The sequence below is a fragment of the Aquimarina latercula DSM 2041 genome, assembly GCF_000430645.1.
Classification (GTDB): Bacteria; Bacteroidota; Bacteroidia; order Flavobacteriales; family Flavobacteriaceae; genus Aquimarina; species Aquimarina latercula.
Genome location: NZ_AUMK01000018.1, coordinates 46,941 through 63,548 on the forward strand (window position 1 = coordinate 46,941; position 16,608 = coordinate 63,548).

Consider the following 16,608-nt stretch of genomic DNA (forward strand, 5'->3'; position numbering starts at 1 on the left):
AATTATGGATAAGTTTATCAAACTCACATCCACTGCAATACCATTGTTTATAGAAAATGTAGATACTGACCAAATCATTCCTGCTCGTTTTCTTAAAGCAACGGATCGAGAAGGTTTTGGAGAAAACCTTTTTAGAGATTGGCGTTTTCATAAAAACGGAAGTATTAATACCGATTTTGCACTAAATAACACCAATTACTCTGGTAGTATTCTAGTAGCGGGCGATAACTTTGGTTGCGGCTCTAGTAGAGAACATGCAGCTTGGGCTATTCATGATTATGGAATAAAAGTGGTTGTATCCAGTTTTTTTGCTGATATATTTAAGGGAAATTCACTAAACAATGGACTATTACCTGTTCAGGTATCGCCAGAATATCTTCAGGAACTATTTTCAGAAATCAAAAAAGATCCTTCTACGTCTATTGAAGTAGACTTAGAAGAACAGAAAATTACGATTCTTTCTTCAGGATCTTCAGCAAATTTTGAAATTAATAATTATAAAAAAATGTGCTTGATGAATGGCTATGACGACATTGATTTCTTAATTAGTAACCAATCAGAAATAGAAGCTTTCGAAAAAGCAAGATTATAATATACAAAGATCATAATTAGGGCATATAAAATTATAAAGCTTATTATGATATAACATACTACTTATGAAACTAGAAATTGCTGTATTATCAGGAGACGGAATTGGACCAGAAGTTACTGGTCAAGCCGTAAAAGCAATGGAAGCCATTGCGCATCGTTTTGATCATTTATTTACTTTTAAAGATGCTTTAGTTGGAGCTATAGCTATCGATAAAACTGGCAATCCATTACCAGATAAAACACTACAACTCTGTGCAGACACCGATGCAGTACTTTTTGGTGCTATTGGAGACCCCAAATATGATAATGATCCCAGTGCTCCTGTACGCCCAGAACAAGGATTATTGAGATTACGAAAAGAATTAGGTTTATATGCAAATATACGTCCGGTAAAAGCATATGAAACTCTGTTAGACAAGTCTCCTCTTAAAAGAGAAATAATAGAAGGTACTGATATTTCGATATACCGAGAGCTTACTGGTGGTATCTATTTTGGAAAAAAGCAGCTAAATGAAGAAGGAACAGTTGCTTCAGATTTATGTGAGTACTCCAAGGAAGAAATTGAACGCATCTCTCATCTGGCGTTTAAAGCAGCCCAAAAGAGAAGAAAAAAATTAACCTTAGTAGATAAAGCTAATGTACTGGAATCTTCTCGTCTATGGAGGAAAGTAGTTACAGAAATTGCAAAAGAATATACTGATGTAGATTTAGATTTCTTATTCGTAGATAATGCTGCTATGCAAATGATCCTAAATCCTAGCCAATTCGATGTAATTTTGACAGAAAATATGTTTGGAGATATTATCTCTGATGAGGCCAGTGTAATTGGAGGTTCTATTGGCTTATTAGCATCTGCATCTGTTGGAGACACTTGTTGTATGTTCGAACCGATTCATGGATCGTATCCACAAGCAACAGGAAAAGGAATTGCTAATCCAATCGCGGCAATTCTTTCTGCAGCTATGTTATTGGAGCATTTTGATCTTATGGACGAAGCTAACGCAATAAAAGAAGCTGTAGAAAAGGCACTAGAGCTTAACATTACCACTCCTGATCTTAATAGTCTGAATCCTTTAACAACCGAAAAAGTTGGAGACTTTATTTATGATTACATACTAAATCCAGAAGATTCTAATATCAATTTTGAAAATATACACGTAGGACAATCTACGATCATATAATATTAGTTATATATTTTTTAAAAAGCAATCAGGTGGTTTCATCTGGTTGCTTTTTGTTTTTTTATGGCAATACCTTTCTAATAGTATTCTAACTATATGAAGTCTATATTTTTCATATCTTATATTCATGAAAAACATAGTATTTCTTTTACTTCTATTACCAATTCTATCTTTCTCTCAAGATCTTGATAAACATCGATGGGAGGATCGCTTGATTTTAGTTTTAGCAGATTCCTATAAAAACCCCAAATTAGTTAAACAACTAAAGGAATTTAAAAACAAATCGAAAAATCTACAGGATAGAAAACTAATAGTATATCAGATAACACCTACCTCCTATCAAACAGGAATAGATAAAAACACATCAACCAAAAGCAATGCTGTTTACAAGGAGTATAATCCATCTAACGAAGACTTTAAAATTATTCTACTTGGATTAGATGGCGGTATAAAATTAAAGTCAAACAAGGTATTATTATCTACACAAATTTTTGACCAAATCGATCAAATGCCAATGCGTAGACAAGAATTAAGAACTAAGAATTAAGCATACATTCCTATTACCATAGATTCCAGATCAAGTCTGGAATGACATATGCTCACGTTCTGCGATAATTTTTAACTTAGCTGCACAAATTAAACAGTCTTCAAATACGCTAACACATTCTCTTCTATCCTACTATCAATATTAGAAACATCCGCTTTTTCAAAAGAAGTTCCTGTTATATTCTCGAATAACTCAATATAACGATCTGACACAGAATTGATGTACTCATTGCTCATATCAGGAATTTGTTGTCCTTCTTTTCCCTGGAAACCATTACTGATTAACCATTGTCTTACAAACTCTTTGGATAATTGTTTTTGAGCTTCTCCTTTTTGCTGTCTTTCTTCATATCCTTCTGCATAAAAATAACGCGAAGAATCCGGAGTATGGATTTCATCTATCAAGACTATTTTTCCATCTTTCGTTTTTCCAAATTCATATTTAGTGTCTACCAAAATCAATCCTCTTTCTGCAGCAATCTCTGTTCCTCTTTGAAATAATTTTCTAGTATAATCCTCAAGTACTATGTAATCCTCTTCAGAAACAATGCCTTTTGCTAAAATTTCTTCTCTAGAGATGTCTTCATCATGTTCTCCATTATCAGCTTTGGTTGATGGCGTAATAATAGACTCAGGAAACTTATCATTTTCCTTCATCCCATCAGGCATAGGAGCACCGCATAACATTCTTTTACCAGCCTTATATTCCCTAGCAGCGTGACCAGATTGGTATCCTCTAATCACCATCTCTACCTTAAAAGGATCACAAAGATGTCCTACAGCTACATTAGGGTCTGGAGTAGCGATTAACCAGTTAGGTACTAAATCTTCTGTAGCCTTCATCATCTGAGTAGCAATCTGATTCAGTATTTGTCCTTTAAAAGGAATTCCTTTTGGCATTACTACATCAAATGCAGATAAACGATCTGTAGCAATCATTACCAACAGATCATCATTTATATTGTATACTTCTCTTACTTTTCCTTTATAAACAGATTTCTGTCCAGGAAAACTATAATTTGTATCTGTAATCGTATTCACTTTAATATTTTATTTTTTAGAGTAGTATCTCTCTAGTATGAAGTACTTAATCGTTTCTGTTTTCTATTTCTTTATATGCCGCAATCACCTTTTTTACCAATTTATGACGGATCACGTCTTTATCATCTAAGTGTATTACTCCAATTCCTGAAACTCCTTTTAACACTAATAATGCTTCTTTTAGACCAGATGTTACTCTACGCGGTAAATCAATCTGTCCAGGATCACCGGTAATCATAAATTTTGCATTTTTACCCATACGGGTCAAGAACATTTTCATTTGAGCATGCGTGGTATTTTGTGCTTCATCTAGAATTACAAACGCATTATCCAAAGTACGTCCTCGCATAAATGCCATCGGAGCAATTTGTATTACTCCTTTTTCTATAAAACTTTCTAGTTTTTCTGGAGAGATCATATCACGTAATGCATCATATAGTGGCTGCATATACGGATCCAATTTTTCCTGTAAATCTCCTGGCAGAAATCCTAAATTCTCTCCCGCTTCTACAGCAGGGCGTGTAAGTATGATTCTCTTTACTTGTTTTTCTTTCAATGCTTTCACAGCTAAAGCAACACCTGTATATGTTTTACCAGTTCCTGCAGGTCCAATAGCAAAAACCATATCATTTTTATATGTCAACTCCACCAACTTACGCTGATTTGCTGTCTGCGCTTTAATCGCCTTACCTCCTACTCCGTGAACCAGTGTTTCTCCACTAACAGCAGAAGTTTCATAATCGGCCTTAGTATCACTAGTAAGTACACGTTCTATAACATTCTCATCAAGTTTGTTGTATTTTCCAAAATGTTCCAAAAGCATATTAAGGCGTGCATCGAATTCCTCGAGCATCTCCTCATCACCATATACTTTCATTTTACTTCCTCTAGCTACAATTTTTAACTTAGGAAAGTATTTTTTCAATAATTGGATATTACTATTCTGAAGTCCGAAAAACTCCCGTGGATTGATTTCTGTCAGTTCAATAATAAGTTCGTTCAAAAGCTATAGAAATTTTAGTATGATTTGTTTTTTGGATTGACTAAGTTTGTGCTCCCAATAGCTATTGGGATTGTTTGAAGTTTTTGTCGGGGAATCAAAAATGAAAAACGTATTACAAGTTGGATTTTGTTAAAGATCATAAAGAATATTAGTGGTCTAAAATGATAAACTCATATGTTTTTATTGGTTGATTTCTAGATTCAAAAAAACTTTGAATAACTTCATAGCAAATTTACATATTTTTAAGCGCTTATAATTAAAAGATATTAACAATTCTTATAGATGCCAATAATAACTTTAACTACTGATTTCGGAATCAAAGATCACTTTGTGTCTGCGGTTAAAGGTGCTATCTATACGGAATTACCTGAAGCTACAATTGTTGATATTTCTCACGAAATCTCACCATTTCATATTACTGAAGCTGCTTACATTATTCAAAACGCTTATAAAAGCTTCCCGAAAGGAAGTATTCATATCGTTGGTATCGATAGCGAACTTAATCCAGAGAACAAACATATTGCAGTACAACTAGATGATCATTATTTCATCTGTGCTAATAACGGTTTGATTTCATTAATTGCTTCAGAATTTAGACCCGAGAAAATAGTAGAGATAAATATACATGATGCTATTGGAACCAATTTCCCTGTATTAGATGTTTTTGTTGCTGTGGCTTGTCATATTGCACGTGGGGGAACACTAGAGGTTATTGGGAAATCTATTTCTGATATTAAACTAATTAAAGGAATCACTCCTATTGTAAATCTTGGTGATAAGCAGATCGTAGGAAGCATAATATATATTGATAATTACGGGAACTTAATTACAAATATTACCCGCAAATTGTTCGATGATATAGGTAAAGGAAGAGCGTTTAAAATTACAGCAAGAAGTGCTGTATTTAGTACAATATATGAACGCTATAGTGATGCCATAAATTTCAATATAGAAAAAAGCAAACGCGAAGAAGATGGAAAAAAATTAGCTGTATTTAATTCATCTGGATATTTAGAATTAGCAATTTATAAAAGTAACCCAAAAACTGTAGGAGGTGCCTCAAGTCTGTTTGGATTGCACTTTCGAGATACAGTAAGTATTACTTTTGAATGATCCATAATTCTTTTAAATTTTAAAATACTAAAATAACAATGATCATAAGAATCGTGAAATTAGGTTTCATTCCAGAACAAATCGATGCTTTTTTGGAGAATTTCCATCAAAACAAGGATAAAATTCGAAGTTTTGAAGGATGCACACACTTAAAACTAATAAGAGATATCCATAAAACCAATCAATTTTTCACCTACAGTCATTGGGAATCTGAAGAACATCTCAATAACTACAGAAACTCTTCGTTATTTAAAGGTGTTTGGGCAAATACCAAAAATAAGTTTAACCAAAAACCAGAAGCTTGGAGTGTTCAAGAAATATAGATAGTATCTTTCTACCTTTGGTAAAAAGAGTCTACTAAATTCTTATTTTCACCGTAAACTAATTCATAAAAAACGACAATACAAAAATATGCTTGCAGTTATAAGAAAAGAAATCAATACATTTTTTGCCTCCTCTGTAGGGTATTTAGTAATAGGTATATTTTTAGTTCTTAATGGACTTTTTTTATGGGTATTTAAAGGGCAGTTTAATATTTTGGATAGTGGTTTTGCAGACCTTTCGCCATTTTTTCTGATTGCTCCTTGGATTTTGTTGTTTTTGATTCCTGCAATAACCATGAGAAGTATTGCAGAAGAAAGAAAACAAGGGACCTTAGAACTTCTAATAACAAAACCGCTCCCAGGCTGGCAGATAGTTTTGGGAAAATATTTTGGAAGTCTTTTACTCATTATTATTGCTCTAATCCCCAGTTTACTATATGTAATCACAGTACATCAGTTGGGAAATCCAATAGGGAATATAGATATTGGTAGTACGATAGGATCTTATATTGCTCTTTTATTACTCTGCGGCGCTTATACGGCTATAGGGACGTTTTCATCTTCCATAACAAACAATCAGATTGTAGCATTCTTAGTAGGTGTATTTTTATGCTTTCTGTTTTATTTTGGATTTAATGGATTAGCAGACTACCAATTGCTTGGAGCTACGGATTACACTATCGAACAAATCGGAATTCAATTACATTACGAGCGTATTAGTCAAGGGATTATAGATACAAGAGATATTGTGTATTTTATCAGTATTATTGGATTTTTCGTATTTCTCACAACCATTATACTACGACAATATCCTTTAAAAACTATTCTAAAATTTGCCTCTTTTGCTGCCATTGCAGTTATTATACTTAACATAGGAGGAAATTCTTTGTATAATCGTTTTGATCTAACAGTAGATAATCGTTTTACGCTGTCTGAAGCAACCGAAAACTTGCTAAAAGAAGCAGAAGTCCCAATTTCTATAGACGTTTTATTAGAAGGTGATTTTCCATCAGAATTTAGAAAGCTACAAGGAGAAACTAAACAAATTCTAGAAGAGTTTAATGCTATAAACTCTAATATCCAGTATGTTTTTACAAACCCAATAGAGGAAGAAGAATTTAGAAAAGAGACCTTAGAGGAATTACAAAGATTAGGATTGACTCCTATGGAAGTTAGTGTCCAAGAAAGCGGGAAAACCGAAATTGAAACTGTTGTTCCTTGGGCCATTATGAATTATCAAAATCGAAGTGTTAAAGTAGCTTTGGTAAAAAATACAATTGGAGCCACTACCGAAGAAAGAGTCAACAACTCTATTCAACAATTAGAATATGTTTTTGCTGATGCTCTAAAAAAGCTAATCCATCCCAAAAAACATAAAATTGCCGTAATAAAGGGGAATGGACAATTACCTGATGTAAAAATAGCAGATTTTGTAAAAACGCTTCAGGAGTATTATTTTGTTGGGGCCTTTACTTTAGATTCGGTTGCTTCCAATCCCGAAAAAACATTACAAGATTTACAAAAGTTTGATCTCGTAATTAATGCAAAACCAACAAAACCATTTTCTGAAAAAGAAAAATATGTATTAGATCAGTTTATTATGAACGGTGGAAAATCGCTGTGGCTAGTAGAATCAGTTGGCATGGAGATTGACAGCTTATTTACACCTCAATCTCAAGGATCGGCTGTAGCATTTATGCAAGATTTAAAACTTGGAGATGCATTATTTTCTTATGGAGTAAGAATTAATCCGGTTATAGTAAATGACCTCTACTCTGCTCCATTAATGCTTGCCTCTGGCCAAGGAAATGATACTCAATTTACTCCACATCCATGGTTTTATGCTTCGTTAACAAAAAACAGCGGAAATCATCCTATTGTTAAAAACATAGAATCTGTGAAGTTTGAATTTTCGAACCAAATAGATACTTTAAAAAATGATCTAACTAAGACCATATTATTAACCAGTTCTGAAAGATCAAAATTAGAAGGAATACCAACAGAAATAAGACTTGACAATATTATCGGGCAAAAACCAGATATTACTGGTTATACCGAAGGAAATCATAACTTGGCTGTCTTGTTAGAGGGAAGTTTTAAATCTGCATATAAAGATCGTGTAAAGCCATTTAAAATTATTGATGGAAAAGATACAAGTATCGAAACGAAAATGGTGGTAATTGCGGATGGTGATGTGATTAAAAATGGCATTAGAAAAGGAAGGCCAATCACCTTAGGATATGACCCCTATTTAAATCTGCAATACGGAAATAAGGAGTTTTTATTAAACACCGTTAACTATTTACTAGATGATTCTGGACTAACCCAAGTAAGAGGTAAAGAAATAAACATTGCCTTCTTAAATATAGAAAAAGTAGTAGCAACTAGAAGTTTTTGGCAGATAATCAACATCGTGGTTCCACTAATAATTTTAGGGCTATTTGGAGTTGGGTTTTCTTTTCTTAGAAAAAGAAAGTATCAAAAATAGTGCTACATTTTAAATCGATCAGAAAACCCTTTGTTAAGAGCTTTCTGATCAAAACAACTAATTTAATCAATTAAATACAGCACTGTCCATTTTGTACAGTACCAAAACAAACTGCTCCACTAGGACTTGGAACTGCACAATTGATTCCATCAATATCTACAAGATAAAATCTGTAACATCCTCTTTGGCAATCAGACAAAATAGGCATTCCTCCTTTGATTTCTTTTTGAGAAGATTTAGGTAATGTTTTAATTCCAGAAATTGAATTCATCATTTTTTTCATAATAAAGGTTTTAAGATTTTAAACTGCACTACATTAATTTTAAAATTAACATAATTTTTCCCTTTAAAACTACAATCTAAAAAATAAATAAAGTGTTATAAATCTGTTATTTAACTAAAATCACCACTAACCATCCTGCCTTTTTTTATACCGTTATTTATCAAAAATATGATATAGCATTATAAACCTATATGCTCAAAATTTATTATATTCTAATCATTAAATAAGAACAATGGATACTATTATATATATATCAGGAATCAAAAAACAGTTCCTGTACTACAAATCTCTAGGGGAAAAAACAATTGATCAAGTTTCTGATGAAAATTTGTTTTGGCAGCATAATGAAGACAGCAATAGTATTGCAATTATTGTGAAACATCTTTGGGGTAATATGAAATCTCGCTGGACAGATTTTCTAACCTCTGATGGAGAAAAAAAATGGAGAGAGCGTGATAAAGAGTTTGAAAATGACATAAGATCTAAAGAAGAATTATTAATCAAATGGAACGAGGGATGGCAATGTCTTTTTAATGCCTTAGACACTATTAATGAAACCAATTTCGATCAAACAATATATATACGAAATATTGAGCATACCATTACAGAGGCAATCAATAGACAACTTGCTCATTATTCTTATCATATTGGTCAAATCGTATTTATAGGAAAAATGATTAGCACGCAGCCTTGGAAATCATTATCTATTGCTAAAGGAGCTTCTAAATCTTATAATACAAAACGTTTTGCCCAACCAAAACATAAAATACATTATACAGATAAGTTGATGAAAGGTGAATAAATTTAAACAATATCGTATCCTCAAGATAAAAGTGATATTATAAATCTCCCTTTCATAAAACTACCAGACTATAACAAGTATTAGATAGCTCCTTTTCCTTTGCTTTTTTCGGTCCAGGCTTTAGCAAAACTTATATGAAACAATACCTCATCTGTATTATTTTTAATCGCTTTAAACCATTTTAACTGAGTAGGACTTAAGAAATGTAATGTAGGCTTACCATCACCCAAAGCACTATTAATTTTCGTTTGCTGAATCGTGGTCAACGGTATATATTTGAACTTTGTTTGTTGTAGATAGTAATGTATATCCTTTGATGAAGATTGATACGATTGTTGATTATCAATTAAGATCATCCCATTAGATGTTGCATATGTATCTAATTCTTTCTTGGTCAATTCTTTAGGATCATAGGTAACTTCTACCACTTCGCTATAATTTATAAAACCTGATTCCGTATTTAATACATCTGTTAATTTACCTAACTCTTTCTCACCAGACCAAAAACACGACATTTTATAGTAAGCTTTATGTGCTTTCTTTACAGATAATTCTTGTGCTAATAAATTGATATATTTAGGAATTTTTTGCCCTTTTTCTTCAATAGCTTGTTGCATACTTTCACACAAACGCAATGCAGAATAGTCATTTCCTATGCGTTTTATTACATCATCTCCATTACTATCAACAATACGAACTACGGGATTGTTCCAGCTAGGTTCATTATACCTACGAAGTATTTGTGCATCTTTTCCTCCTTTGTTATTAAATATAGCTAAAGGTATAAATGAATTTTCTATGGCCTCCACCATAAGAGGATGACTTAAAACATTATGCCCATAATTTCTGCAAGTACTACAACCTGGGACTTCCTGAAATAAAATCAACACATCTTTATTTTCCTTTTTAGCGAGCGCTATTGCAGTATCATAATCCCGCAACCATCGTACTTTTCCTAATTCTTCATTTTGATTATAAGGATCAGTTGTTTTCTGAGCCAAAAGAAGGTTACTTGTAAGTAACAGACATAGTATAAATTGGATCTTGGATTTCATAAGTATTAAAGGTAAATTTTTGCTTAATACGTCGATATTTACAGTAAAAACTAACACTAAACGATGGTTTATTTTGAAGAATCATCTTATAAGATATTCAAGGTAATATCTACATCTCATCGAGCATAGTCAATAACTCCTAGCTGTTTGTTAATAACTAACGTTTTTGGCATAATGAAATCCTTGTAGATTACAATTATATTTGCGTTAGCCATTAATATATGGCTACTGTAAAAACAGTACTAATCTAAAAAAATTAAACGGGTGAAATTCATAGTTTCCAGTTCGTATTTATTAAAACAACTTCAAGTATTAGGTGGAGTTATCAATAATAGTAACACACTACCTATCCTAGATAACTTCTTATTTGAATTAGATAATAACTCCTTGACAGTTTCAGCATCTGATTTGGAGACTACTATGTCTGCTAAACTAGAAGTTGAGTCATCAGATGAAGGAATTATTGCAGTACCAGCAAAATTATTATTAGAAACTTTAAAAACGTTTCCTGAGCAACCACTTACTTTCGTTGCAGGAGATAATAATACTATAGAAATCAGTTCTAATCACGGTAAATATGCATTGGCATATGCAGATGGAGAAGAATTTCCGAAAGCTGTAGAATTAGAAGATCCAAGTTCTACAACATTATTAGGAGATATTTTAGCTACTGCGATTAGCAAAACTATTTTTGCTACTGGTAATGATGATCTTAGACCGGTTATGAGTGGAGTATTTTTTCAGTTCTCTACAGAAAGTTTGACGTTTGTGGCTACGGATGCGCATAAATTAGTAAAATACTCTCGTGAAGATGTAAAAGCATCTCAATCTGCTGAATTTATTATGCCTAAAAAACCTTTAAACCTTTTAAAAGGTATCTTAGCTGGTAGTGATACAGAAGTATTAATAGAATACAATGAGTCTAATGCTAAATTCACATTCGAAGATACAGAGTTAATCTGTAGATTGATCGATGGTAAGTATCCTAATTACGAAGCAGTAATCCCTAAAGAAAACCCAAATAAATTAACAATTGCGCGTACTCAATTTTTAAATTCTGTACGTAGGGTTTCTATTTTCTCAAACAAAACTACACATCAAATAAGATTAAAAATAGCAGGTGCAGAATTAAATATCTCAGCAGAAGATATTGACTATTCTAACAAAGCCGAAGAACGTCTTACTTGTGATTATCAAGGAGATGATATGCAGATTGGTTTCAATTCTCGTTTCTTAAGTGAAATGTTGAATAATCTTAATGCAGATGATGTACAGCTAGAAATGTCATTACCTAACAGAGCCGGAATTTTAACTCCTACTGATGGATTAGATGAAGGTGAAAGCGTTACCATGCTTGTAATGCCCGTAATGCTAAACAACTAGTACATATTACCTAAAAACAACATAAAAAGAGTCTGATTATCATTTATAGTCAGACTCTTTTATTTTGTATATACCTAGCTCATAAAGCTTATTCTTTTTTAATATTTTTACAGTAGTAAAAAACGTATTTAGAACCTATACCATATGCATCTCCAAGAAATTTTTCAGGGTTTAACATTGAGCGAAATGCATAAAAGTATTATCAGTAAAAAGCTTAAAAAAACAACCATAAATAAAGGAGAAACTTTATTGCATCCAAATGATACCACTTTTTATCAATACTATGTAGAAAGCGGTTGTTTAAGATCTTTTTTTACAGATACATCAGCAAAGGAACATACCATACAATTTGCAATAAAAGACTGGTGGATTAGTGATTATACTGCATTTTTCAAGAAAGAAAAAGCAATTCTTCAAATTGAATGTATTCAGGATGCTACAGTTTTAAGACTCTCTAGAGATGATATGAAAGAAATTTTTGATTTGGTCCCTGGAATAGAGCGTTACTTTAGAATAAAAACTGAATCGTATATCGGTTCCTTTCAAAAGAGAATCATCGGAGATTTATCAAAAACAGCAAAAGAACAATATATCGAATTCGTAAATACATATCCTAATATCGAGCAATTAGTAAAGAACTATCATATTGCTTCTTATTTAGGAATAACATCAGAAAGTCTTAGTAGAATTCGAAAAGAGATTGCCAAAAAATAAATACTTTTCTTACCATAGATCATTTTTTTGGTTTTTCTGATACTCTAATTTTGTTTCTAATAAACAACAGAAGAATTTTATTCATGAAAAAGATCATCGGTCTTACCGCTATAATTGTATTATTTGCTTCGTGCGGGAAAGAAACAGAAAGTAAGAAAATAACAAAACAAAAAAACCAAATGAAAAAAGTACTATTTGTATTAACAAGCCATAGTGATTTAGGAAATACAGGAGAAAAAACAGGGTTCTGGATCGAAGAGTTCGCTTCCCCCTACTATTTTTTGAAAGATAACGGTATAGATATCACCATTGCATCTCCAAAAGGAGGACAACCACCGATTGATCCCAAAAGTGAACTTCCAGATTTTCAGACACCAGCTACTAAGCGATTTAACGAAGATAAAGAAACTCAAAATGAATTAAAAAACAGTGTAAAACTAGAGAGCATTAATGCTAGTGATTACGACGCTATATTTTATCCTGGTGGTCATGGACCATTGTGGGATTTAGCCGAAGATAAAAATTCGATCAAATTGATTGAAACTTTTTATAAGCAACTTAAACCTGTTGCAGCGGTATGTCATGCACCTGCTATATTTAAGAATACAAAAGCAAATGATGGATCACCTTTAGTCAGTGGAAAAAAAGTTACTGGATTTTCTAATACAGAAGAAGCTGCAGTTCAATTAACCGATGTAGTACCTTTTCTAGTAGAGGATATGTTAATAGCTAATGGAGGAACTTACTCCAAAGGGGATGATTGGGCGCCATACGCAATAGAAGATGGATTGTTAATTACTGGACAAAACCCTGCTTCTTCTGAACTCGTTGCAGAAAAATTATTAGGCCAATTGAAGTAACACAAACTCATAACATACATTGGACTAAATCAAAAAGCGCAAAACTAACTATTTTGCGCTTTTTTAATATTTTTACATCACATTTATTCCCCTAAATAAAATACATGACAGAGGAGGAAAAACAAGAATATTTTTGCCATACGCATCCTAATCTTTTTGCACAAAGTAGATGTAATAATTGTTTTAAGGGTATGTGCCATACTTGTATACATCATAATCCAACATTATGCGCTGCTTGTTTAAAAAATAATTTTCTAACCGGAGATCAATATAAAAACCAGAAAGAACTTATATACATTCTTTCTATTGGTTTAGTGGTTGGTTTATTATATCATATATATCAATTTACCACAATTACGCATTTATATAATAATTTTAATTTCGTCAATGATCTTTTATACGTTACTATAGGAACATTAACTGTTATTAGTGCGTATTACATGTATAGCGAGGTAACCCTTATTTCGAAAGTAAGTAAGATTCCATTTATAGGTGGTAAACTTGCTTTTTTATTAATCATTTTTAGTTTAGTTATAGGAATTCCTTTATTCTATTTACTTTACAAAATATCGCTGTTCATATGGCAAAAAATAACTAATCAAAAACATCAAGTGTAGCCTTTAAAAAACATCTACATCTTTTTTATACAAAAAATCAATCCCACTTAAAAAAGCAGGATTGATGATATATTTAACATATTGTTATTCTGACTACTCTTTAGTAAACTTCTTACTTACTTTTTGCTCTCCAGTATCTATAATTATAAAATACATCCCAGATGATAATCCATTAAGTTGAATTGATTCTGCAGTAAGCTCTCCTTTTTTCATAATTTGACCTACATAATTTACAATTTGATAGTTTGCTTCAACAGCATCATTCAGTTGTAAGTTCAAATTACCTTTCACAGGGTTCGGATAAAAACTAAAATCAAAGACATTTGATTTCTCTACTTTCTCTTCAATAGTATCAATCCCAACTCTAGATGTAGAAGTAACACAGAAACTCTTAGTATCTTGAGAACCAAAAGAGCCTCCTGAAACCAATACACTACCGCTAGTATCTGTTAATTCATAAGAACCATTTCCATAACTACAACAGATACCGTCGCCATAAGAATCTTTTACTACTAATGTATAACATCCTACATCTAACGTTCTTGATAGATTAATCGTAGAACCATCAGTCTGAGACCCATAAGTACCTCCAGAAAAAACTAATTGGTTGCTTTCATTTCTTATTTCCCAACTAGTTTCTTCTGGATACTGATCAAAAGTAATTCTTAGATTTACATCACTAGTTGTGGATCCTCCTCCTGTACTTCCCGAAGTAGATATACTGACTGCATCAATAGCCATATCGCCTTGCCAAATAGTACCTGTAATTCCATTAAAACGTAATTGTACTTTTTCACCTAAATAAGCTGCTAAGTTTACAGAAGCTGTTTCCCAAGAATTCCCTTGATTTCCTGATTTACTCCATATAGAGGTCCAACTTGTTCCGTCCAAACTAGCTTCCAATGCGAGACTTCCCATAGCAGAAGCTCCATACATATGGTACTTAAATGAAATAGTTGCTTGGGTAGCACTCGTAATATCATAACAAGGAGAATATAATATCGCCCTTTTATTTGAATAATTAGGGCTTGAAGATTCCATATAAATATAGTAGGAACCAGTATTGGCCGAACTCGGACCAGTATTAGAAGAAGGAGTGCTTCCGGAACGAGTAGCCCAATTAAAATCATCTCCCGATGTAGCTTGCTTCCATGCTCCAAATGTGTTTTCGAACCCTTCATTATAAGGAAATGTAGTTACTGTAGAGCTACACAATGTATTCCCACCACCTCCTGTACTTCCAAAACGATCTTCAGCTTGTGGTCCTCCCCATATCTGAGTGGCAAAAGCAGGATTATCAATGAATGGATTTCTATTACCTTGTAAATTTTCTATAATTGGATTTCTTTGTAATTCTAAGGTAGAAACAGGATCTTCTGCATTCCATTCTAAAAACAACTCGATCATATCAGAATCTCCAGAAACAGCTGTACCAATACCTACGTTAGATGGCAAGCATCGATTACCATATCTTATATACATAAACATCATCATTCGAGCTACGTCACCTTTAAACTCGTCTCCAGGATACCAATGCCCTTGTGAGGTTGGTCCAGAATTACCAGAACCATCTGCAAACTTTCGACTACCTCTGCTAGAATTTCTTTGTACATCTGAAGGCCTTAAATGATGCGCATCAGCACCAGGTCCAGAAGTTCCTAAATTTGGATTACCTAATGATTTTGGGTACACATGTTCTCTATTCCAATCCGTAGAACCTCCTCCATTATTATCTACACCTCTAGTTCTATCCGTTGTAGTATTTCCATCCGTATCATTATACCCATAAATTAAAATAACTCTTGAAGAATTTGTTGGATCAAGATCAGTTTGCTTTAAAGCATCCCAAACTCCAGGAGTATAAGATAGAGTATTTGTTTGTGTGTTAGTTACTTTAGTCGCTAATTCATTCTTTAGTGATTGACCAGATAAAGAAAGATTGACATCATTATAGTAAGAAGGAATTTGGCCAAAACTAGCCAAAGAGTACCCCATTACTAGTAATAGTACTATTTTTTTCATTGAGTGTTGTGAGTTAAGTTAGTAAGTTTTATCAGTTTCGAAACTAAAACTATTTTGTTTAATTTACTAGAAGGTTATGTTACCAAATCATTACCCAACCTGTTGAAAATGTATTGATTAGAACCAACATTAGCTGTAAAATATTAATAATCAGCATTTTACACAAAACCATGTTTGTTAATAAGTTATCACCTACAATAGCATATCAGAATAATACTTCAAAAACAGTTCAAAAATCAACAAGCAGAATTTATTCAACGTAAAAACTACTACAAAACCGCATTTATTTAATGTTTTTAACCTAGCTTAATTAGGGAATTTTCACTTATTTTTAGGAGATTAACTTAAATATCTTACACAATGAAGAAAATCTTAGATTTACAAGGAATTCAAAAATTAAGTAAAGGACAACAAAGATCTATCAAGGGTGCATGGGGTAATATATCCTGCTGTAGTTCTGGAAGAGGTTGTCAAATCAGTTTTCCAGGTGGAAGTTTTTGCGAACCTGGTTATTGTGATCCATATAGCTTCGGAAGATGTATTCTATATTAATTTAGAATAAGGTTTATAATGTTATAGGCAATCA

General features: G+C 32.6%; 17 protein-coding genes. 12 read left to right on the forward strand and 5 right to left on the reverse strand.

Annotated features, from left to right (window positions below; translation table 11 throughout):
• Positions 1-4 precede the first annotated feature (4 nt).
• The 3 genes from leuD to H526_RS0116335 all read left to right on the forward strand — a co-directional run bounded on the left by leuD (position 5) and on the right by H526_RS0116335 (position 2,319).
• Entirely contained in the window at positions 5-592 is a 588-nt protein-coding gene (gene leuD, locus H526_RS0116325; protein ID WP_027394002.1) for a 3-isopropylmalate dehydratase small subunit, read from the forward strand.
• Between the two features lie 64 nt (positions 593-656).
• On the forward strand, positions 657-1,772 hold the full coding sequence (gene leuB / locus H526_RS0116330; RefSeq protein ID WP_027394003.1) for a 3-isopropylmalate dehydrogenase: 1,116 nt from the start codon (positions 657-659) through the stop codon (positions 1,770-1,772).
• 127 nt (positions 1,773-1,899) lie between these two features.
• The gene (locus tag H526_RS0116335; RefSeq protein ID WP_027394004.1) at positions 1,900-2,319 is read left to right on the forward strand and encodes a DUF4174 domain-containing protein; all 420 of its coding nucleotides are present in this window, start codon (positions 1,900-1,902) and stop codon (positions 2,317-2,319) included.
• Between the two features lie 89 nt (positions 2,320-2,408).
• On the opposite strand, the gene H526_RS0116340 is transcribed toward H526_RS0116335, so the two are convergent.
• Together H526_RS0116340 and H526_RS0116345 are read right to left on the reverse strand one after the other, a co-directional pair.
• The gene (locus H526_RS0116340; protein WP_027394005.1) at positions 2,409-3,359 is read right to left on the reverse strand and encodes a phosphoribosylaminoimidazolesuccinocarboxamide synthase; all 951 of its coding nucleotides are present in this window, start codon (positions 3,357-3,359) and stop codon (positions 2,409-2,411) included.
• A 46-nt stretch (positions 3,360-3,405) separates the two neighbouring features.
• Entirely contained in the window at positions 3,406-4,362 is a 957-nt protein-coding gene (locus H526_RS0116345) for a PhoH family protein (RefSeq protein ID WP_027394006.1), read from the reverse strand.
• A 282-nt stretch (positions 4,363-4,644) separates the two neighbouring features.
• On the opposite strand from H526_RS0116345, the gene H526_RS0116350 reads away from it, so the two are divergent.
• The 3 genes from H526_RS0116350 (at position 4,645) to gldG (ending at position 8,286) form a co-directional block, all read left to right on the forward strand.
• A complete protein-coding gene (locus H526_RS0116350) occupies positions 4,645-5,475 on the forward strand; it encodes an SAM hydrolase/SAM-dependent halogenase family protein (RefSeq protein WP_027394007.1) in 831 nt (276 codons plus the stop codon).
• Between the two features lie 38 nt (positions 5,476-5,513).
• A complete protein-coding gene (locus tag H526_RS0116355; RefSeq protein ID WP_027394008.1) occupies positions 5,514-5,798 on the forward strand; it encodes a putative quinol monooxygenase in 285 nt (94 codons plus the stop codon).
• A gap of 88 nt (positions 5,799-5,886) precedes the next feature.
• Positions 5,887-8,286 (forward strand): gliding motility-associated ABC transporter substrate-binding protein GldG, encoded by a 2,400-nt coding sequence (gene gldG / locus H526_RS0116360; protein ID WP_027394009.1) that lies wholly within the window; start codon positions 5,887-5,889, stop codon positions 8,284-8,286.
• A gap of 70 nt (positions 8,287-8,356) precedes the next feature.
• Here gldG and H526_RS0116365 read toward each other — a convergent pair whose 3' ends face one another.
• A complete protein-coding gene (locus tag H526_RS0116365; RefSeq protein ID WP_027394010.1) occupies positions 8,357-8,569 on the reverse strand; it encodes a hypothetical protein in 213 nt (70 codons plus the stop codon).
• A gap of 232 nt (positions 8,570-8,801) precedes the next feature.
• Between H526_RS0116365 and H526_RS0116370 the strand changes: the two genes are divergently transcribed.
• The gene (locus H526_RS0116370) at positions 8,802-9,371 is read left to right on the forward strand and encodes a DUF1572 family protein (protein ID WP_027394011.1); all 570 of its coding nucleotides are present in this window, start codon (positions 8,802-8,804) and stop codon (positions 9,369-9,371) included.
• An 80-nt stretch (positions 9,372-9,451) separates the two neighbouring features.
• Here the strand turns inward: H526_RS0116370 and H526_RS29360 are convergent, their stop codons facing one another.
• Entirely contained in the window at positions 9,452-10,426 is a 975-nt protein-coding gene (locus H526_RS29360; RefSeq protein WP_051336193.1) for a VPGUxxT family thioredoxin-like (seleno)protein, type 2, read from the reverse strand.
• Positions 10,427-10,690: 264 nt separating this feature from the next.
• On the opposite strand from H526_RS29360, the gene dnaN reads away from it, so the two are divergent.
• From dnaN to H526_RS0116395, 4 genes are all read left to right on the forward strand, one after another.
• Positions 10,691-11,809: a DNA polymerase III subunit beta gene (gene dnaN, locus H526_RS0116380; protein WP_027394012.1), complete on the forward strand. Its 1,119-nt coding sequence runs from the start codon at positions 10,691-10,693 to the stop codon at positions 11,807-11,809.
• A 186-nt stretch (positions 11,810-11,995) separates the two neighbouring features.
• On the forward strand, positions 11,996-12,523 hold the full coding sequence (locus H526_RS0116385) for a Crp/Fnr family transcriptional regulator (protein ID WP_051336197.1): 528 nt from the start codon (positions 11,996-11,998) through the stop codon (positions 12,521-12,523).
• Positions 12,524-12,606: 83 nt separating this feature from the next.
• Positions 12,607-13,383 (forward strand): type 1 glutamine amidotransferase domain-containing protein, encoded by a 777-nt coding sequence (locus H526_RS0116390; protein WP_027394014.1) that lies wholly within the window; start codon positions 12,607-12,609, stop codon positions 13,381-13,383.
• Between the two features lie 104 nt (positions 13,384-13,487).
• Positions 13,488-14,000 (forward strand): hypothetical protein, encoded by a 513-nt coding sequence (locus H526_RS0116395; RefSeq protein WP_027394015.1) that lies wholly within the window; start codon positions 13,488-13,490, stop codon positions 13,998-14,000.
• A gap of 93 nt (positions 14,001-14,093) precedes the next feature.
• Here H526_RS0116395 and H526_RS30975 read toward each other — a convergent pair whose 3' ends face one another.
• A complete protein-coding gene (locus tag H526_RS30975) occupies positions 14,094-16,022 on the reverse strand; it encodes an endonuclease (protein WP_051336194.1) in 1,929 nt (642 codons plus the stop codon).
• A gap of 360 nt (positions 16,023-16,382) precedes the next feature.
• Here H526_RS30975 and H526_RS0116405 point away from each other — a divergent pair, with 360 nt between their 5' ends.
• The gene (locus H526_RS0116405) at positions 16,383-16,574 is read left to right on the forward strand and encodes a hypothetical protein (protein WP_027394016.1); all 192 of its coding nucleotides are present in this window, start codon (positions 16,383-16,385) and stop codon (positions 16,572-16,574) included.
• The last annotated feature ends 34 nt before the right edge of the window (positions 16,575-16,608 follow it).

Bases quoted from the DNA above. Each gene is read 5' to 3' on its own strand.
- leuD (WP_027394002.1), top strand. From the start codon at position 5: ATGGATAAGTTTATCAAACTCACATCCACTGCAATACCATTGTTTATA.
- leuB (WP_027394003.1), top strand. From the start codon at position 657: ATGAAACTAGAAATTGCTGTATTATCAGGAGACGGAATTGGACCAGAA.
- H526_RS0116335 (WP_027394004.1), top strand. From the start codon at position 1,900: ATGAAAAACATAGTATTTCTTTTACTTCTATTACCAATTCTATCTTTC.
- H526_RS0116350 (WP_027394007.1), top strand. From the start codon at position 4,645: ATGCCAATAATAACTTTAACTACTGATTTCGGAATCAAAGATCACTTT.
- H526_RS0116355 (WP_027394008.1), top strand. From the start codon at position 5,514: ATGATCATAAGAATCGTGAAATTAGGTTTCATTCCAGAACAAATCGAT.
- gldG (WP_027394009.1), top strand. From the start codon at position 5,887: ATGCTTGCAGTTATAAGAAAAGAAATCAATACATTTTTTGCCTCCTCT.
- H526_RS0116365 (WP_027394010.1), bottom strand. From the start codon at position 8,569: ATGAAAAAAATGATGAATTCAATTTCTGGAATTAAAACATTACCTAAA.
- H526_RS0116370 (WP_027394011.1), top strand. From the start codon at position 8,802: ATGGATACTATTATATATATATCAGGAATCAAAAAACAGTTCCTGTAC.
- H526_RS29360 (WP_051336193.1), bottom strand. From the start codon at position 10,426: ATGAAATCCAAGATCCAATTTATACTATGTCTGTTACTTACAAGTAAC.
- H526_RS0116385 (WP_051336197.1), top strand. From the start codon at position 11,996: ATGCATAAAAGTATTATCAGTAAAAAGCTTAAAAAAACAACCATAAAT.
- H526_RS0116390 (WP_027394014.1), top strand. From the start codon at position 12,607: ATGAAAAAGATCATCGGTCTTACCGCTATAATTGTATTATTTGCTTCG.
- H526_RS0116395 (WP_027394015.1), top strand. From the start codon at position 13,488: ATGACAGAGGAGGAAAAACAAGAATATTTTTGCCATACGCATCCTAAT.
- H526_RS30975 (WP_051336194.1), bottom strand. From the start codon at position 16,022: ATGAAAAAAATAGTACTATTACTAGTAATGGGGTACTCTTTGGCTAGT.
- H526_RS0116405 (WP_027394016.1), top strand. From the start codon at position 16,383: ATGAAGAAAATCTTAGATTTACAAGGAATTCAAAAATTAAGTAAAGGA.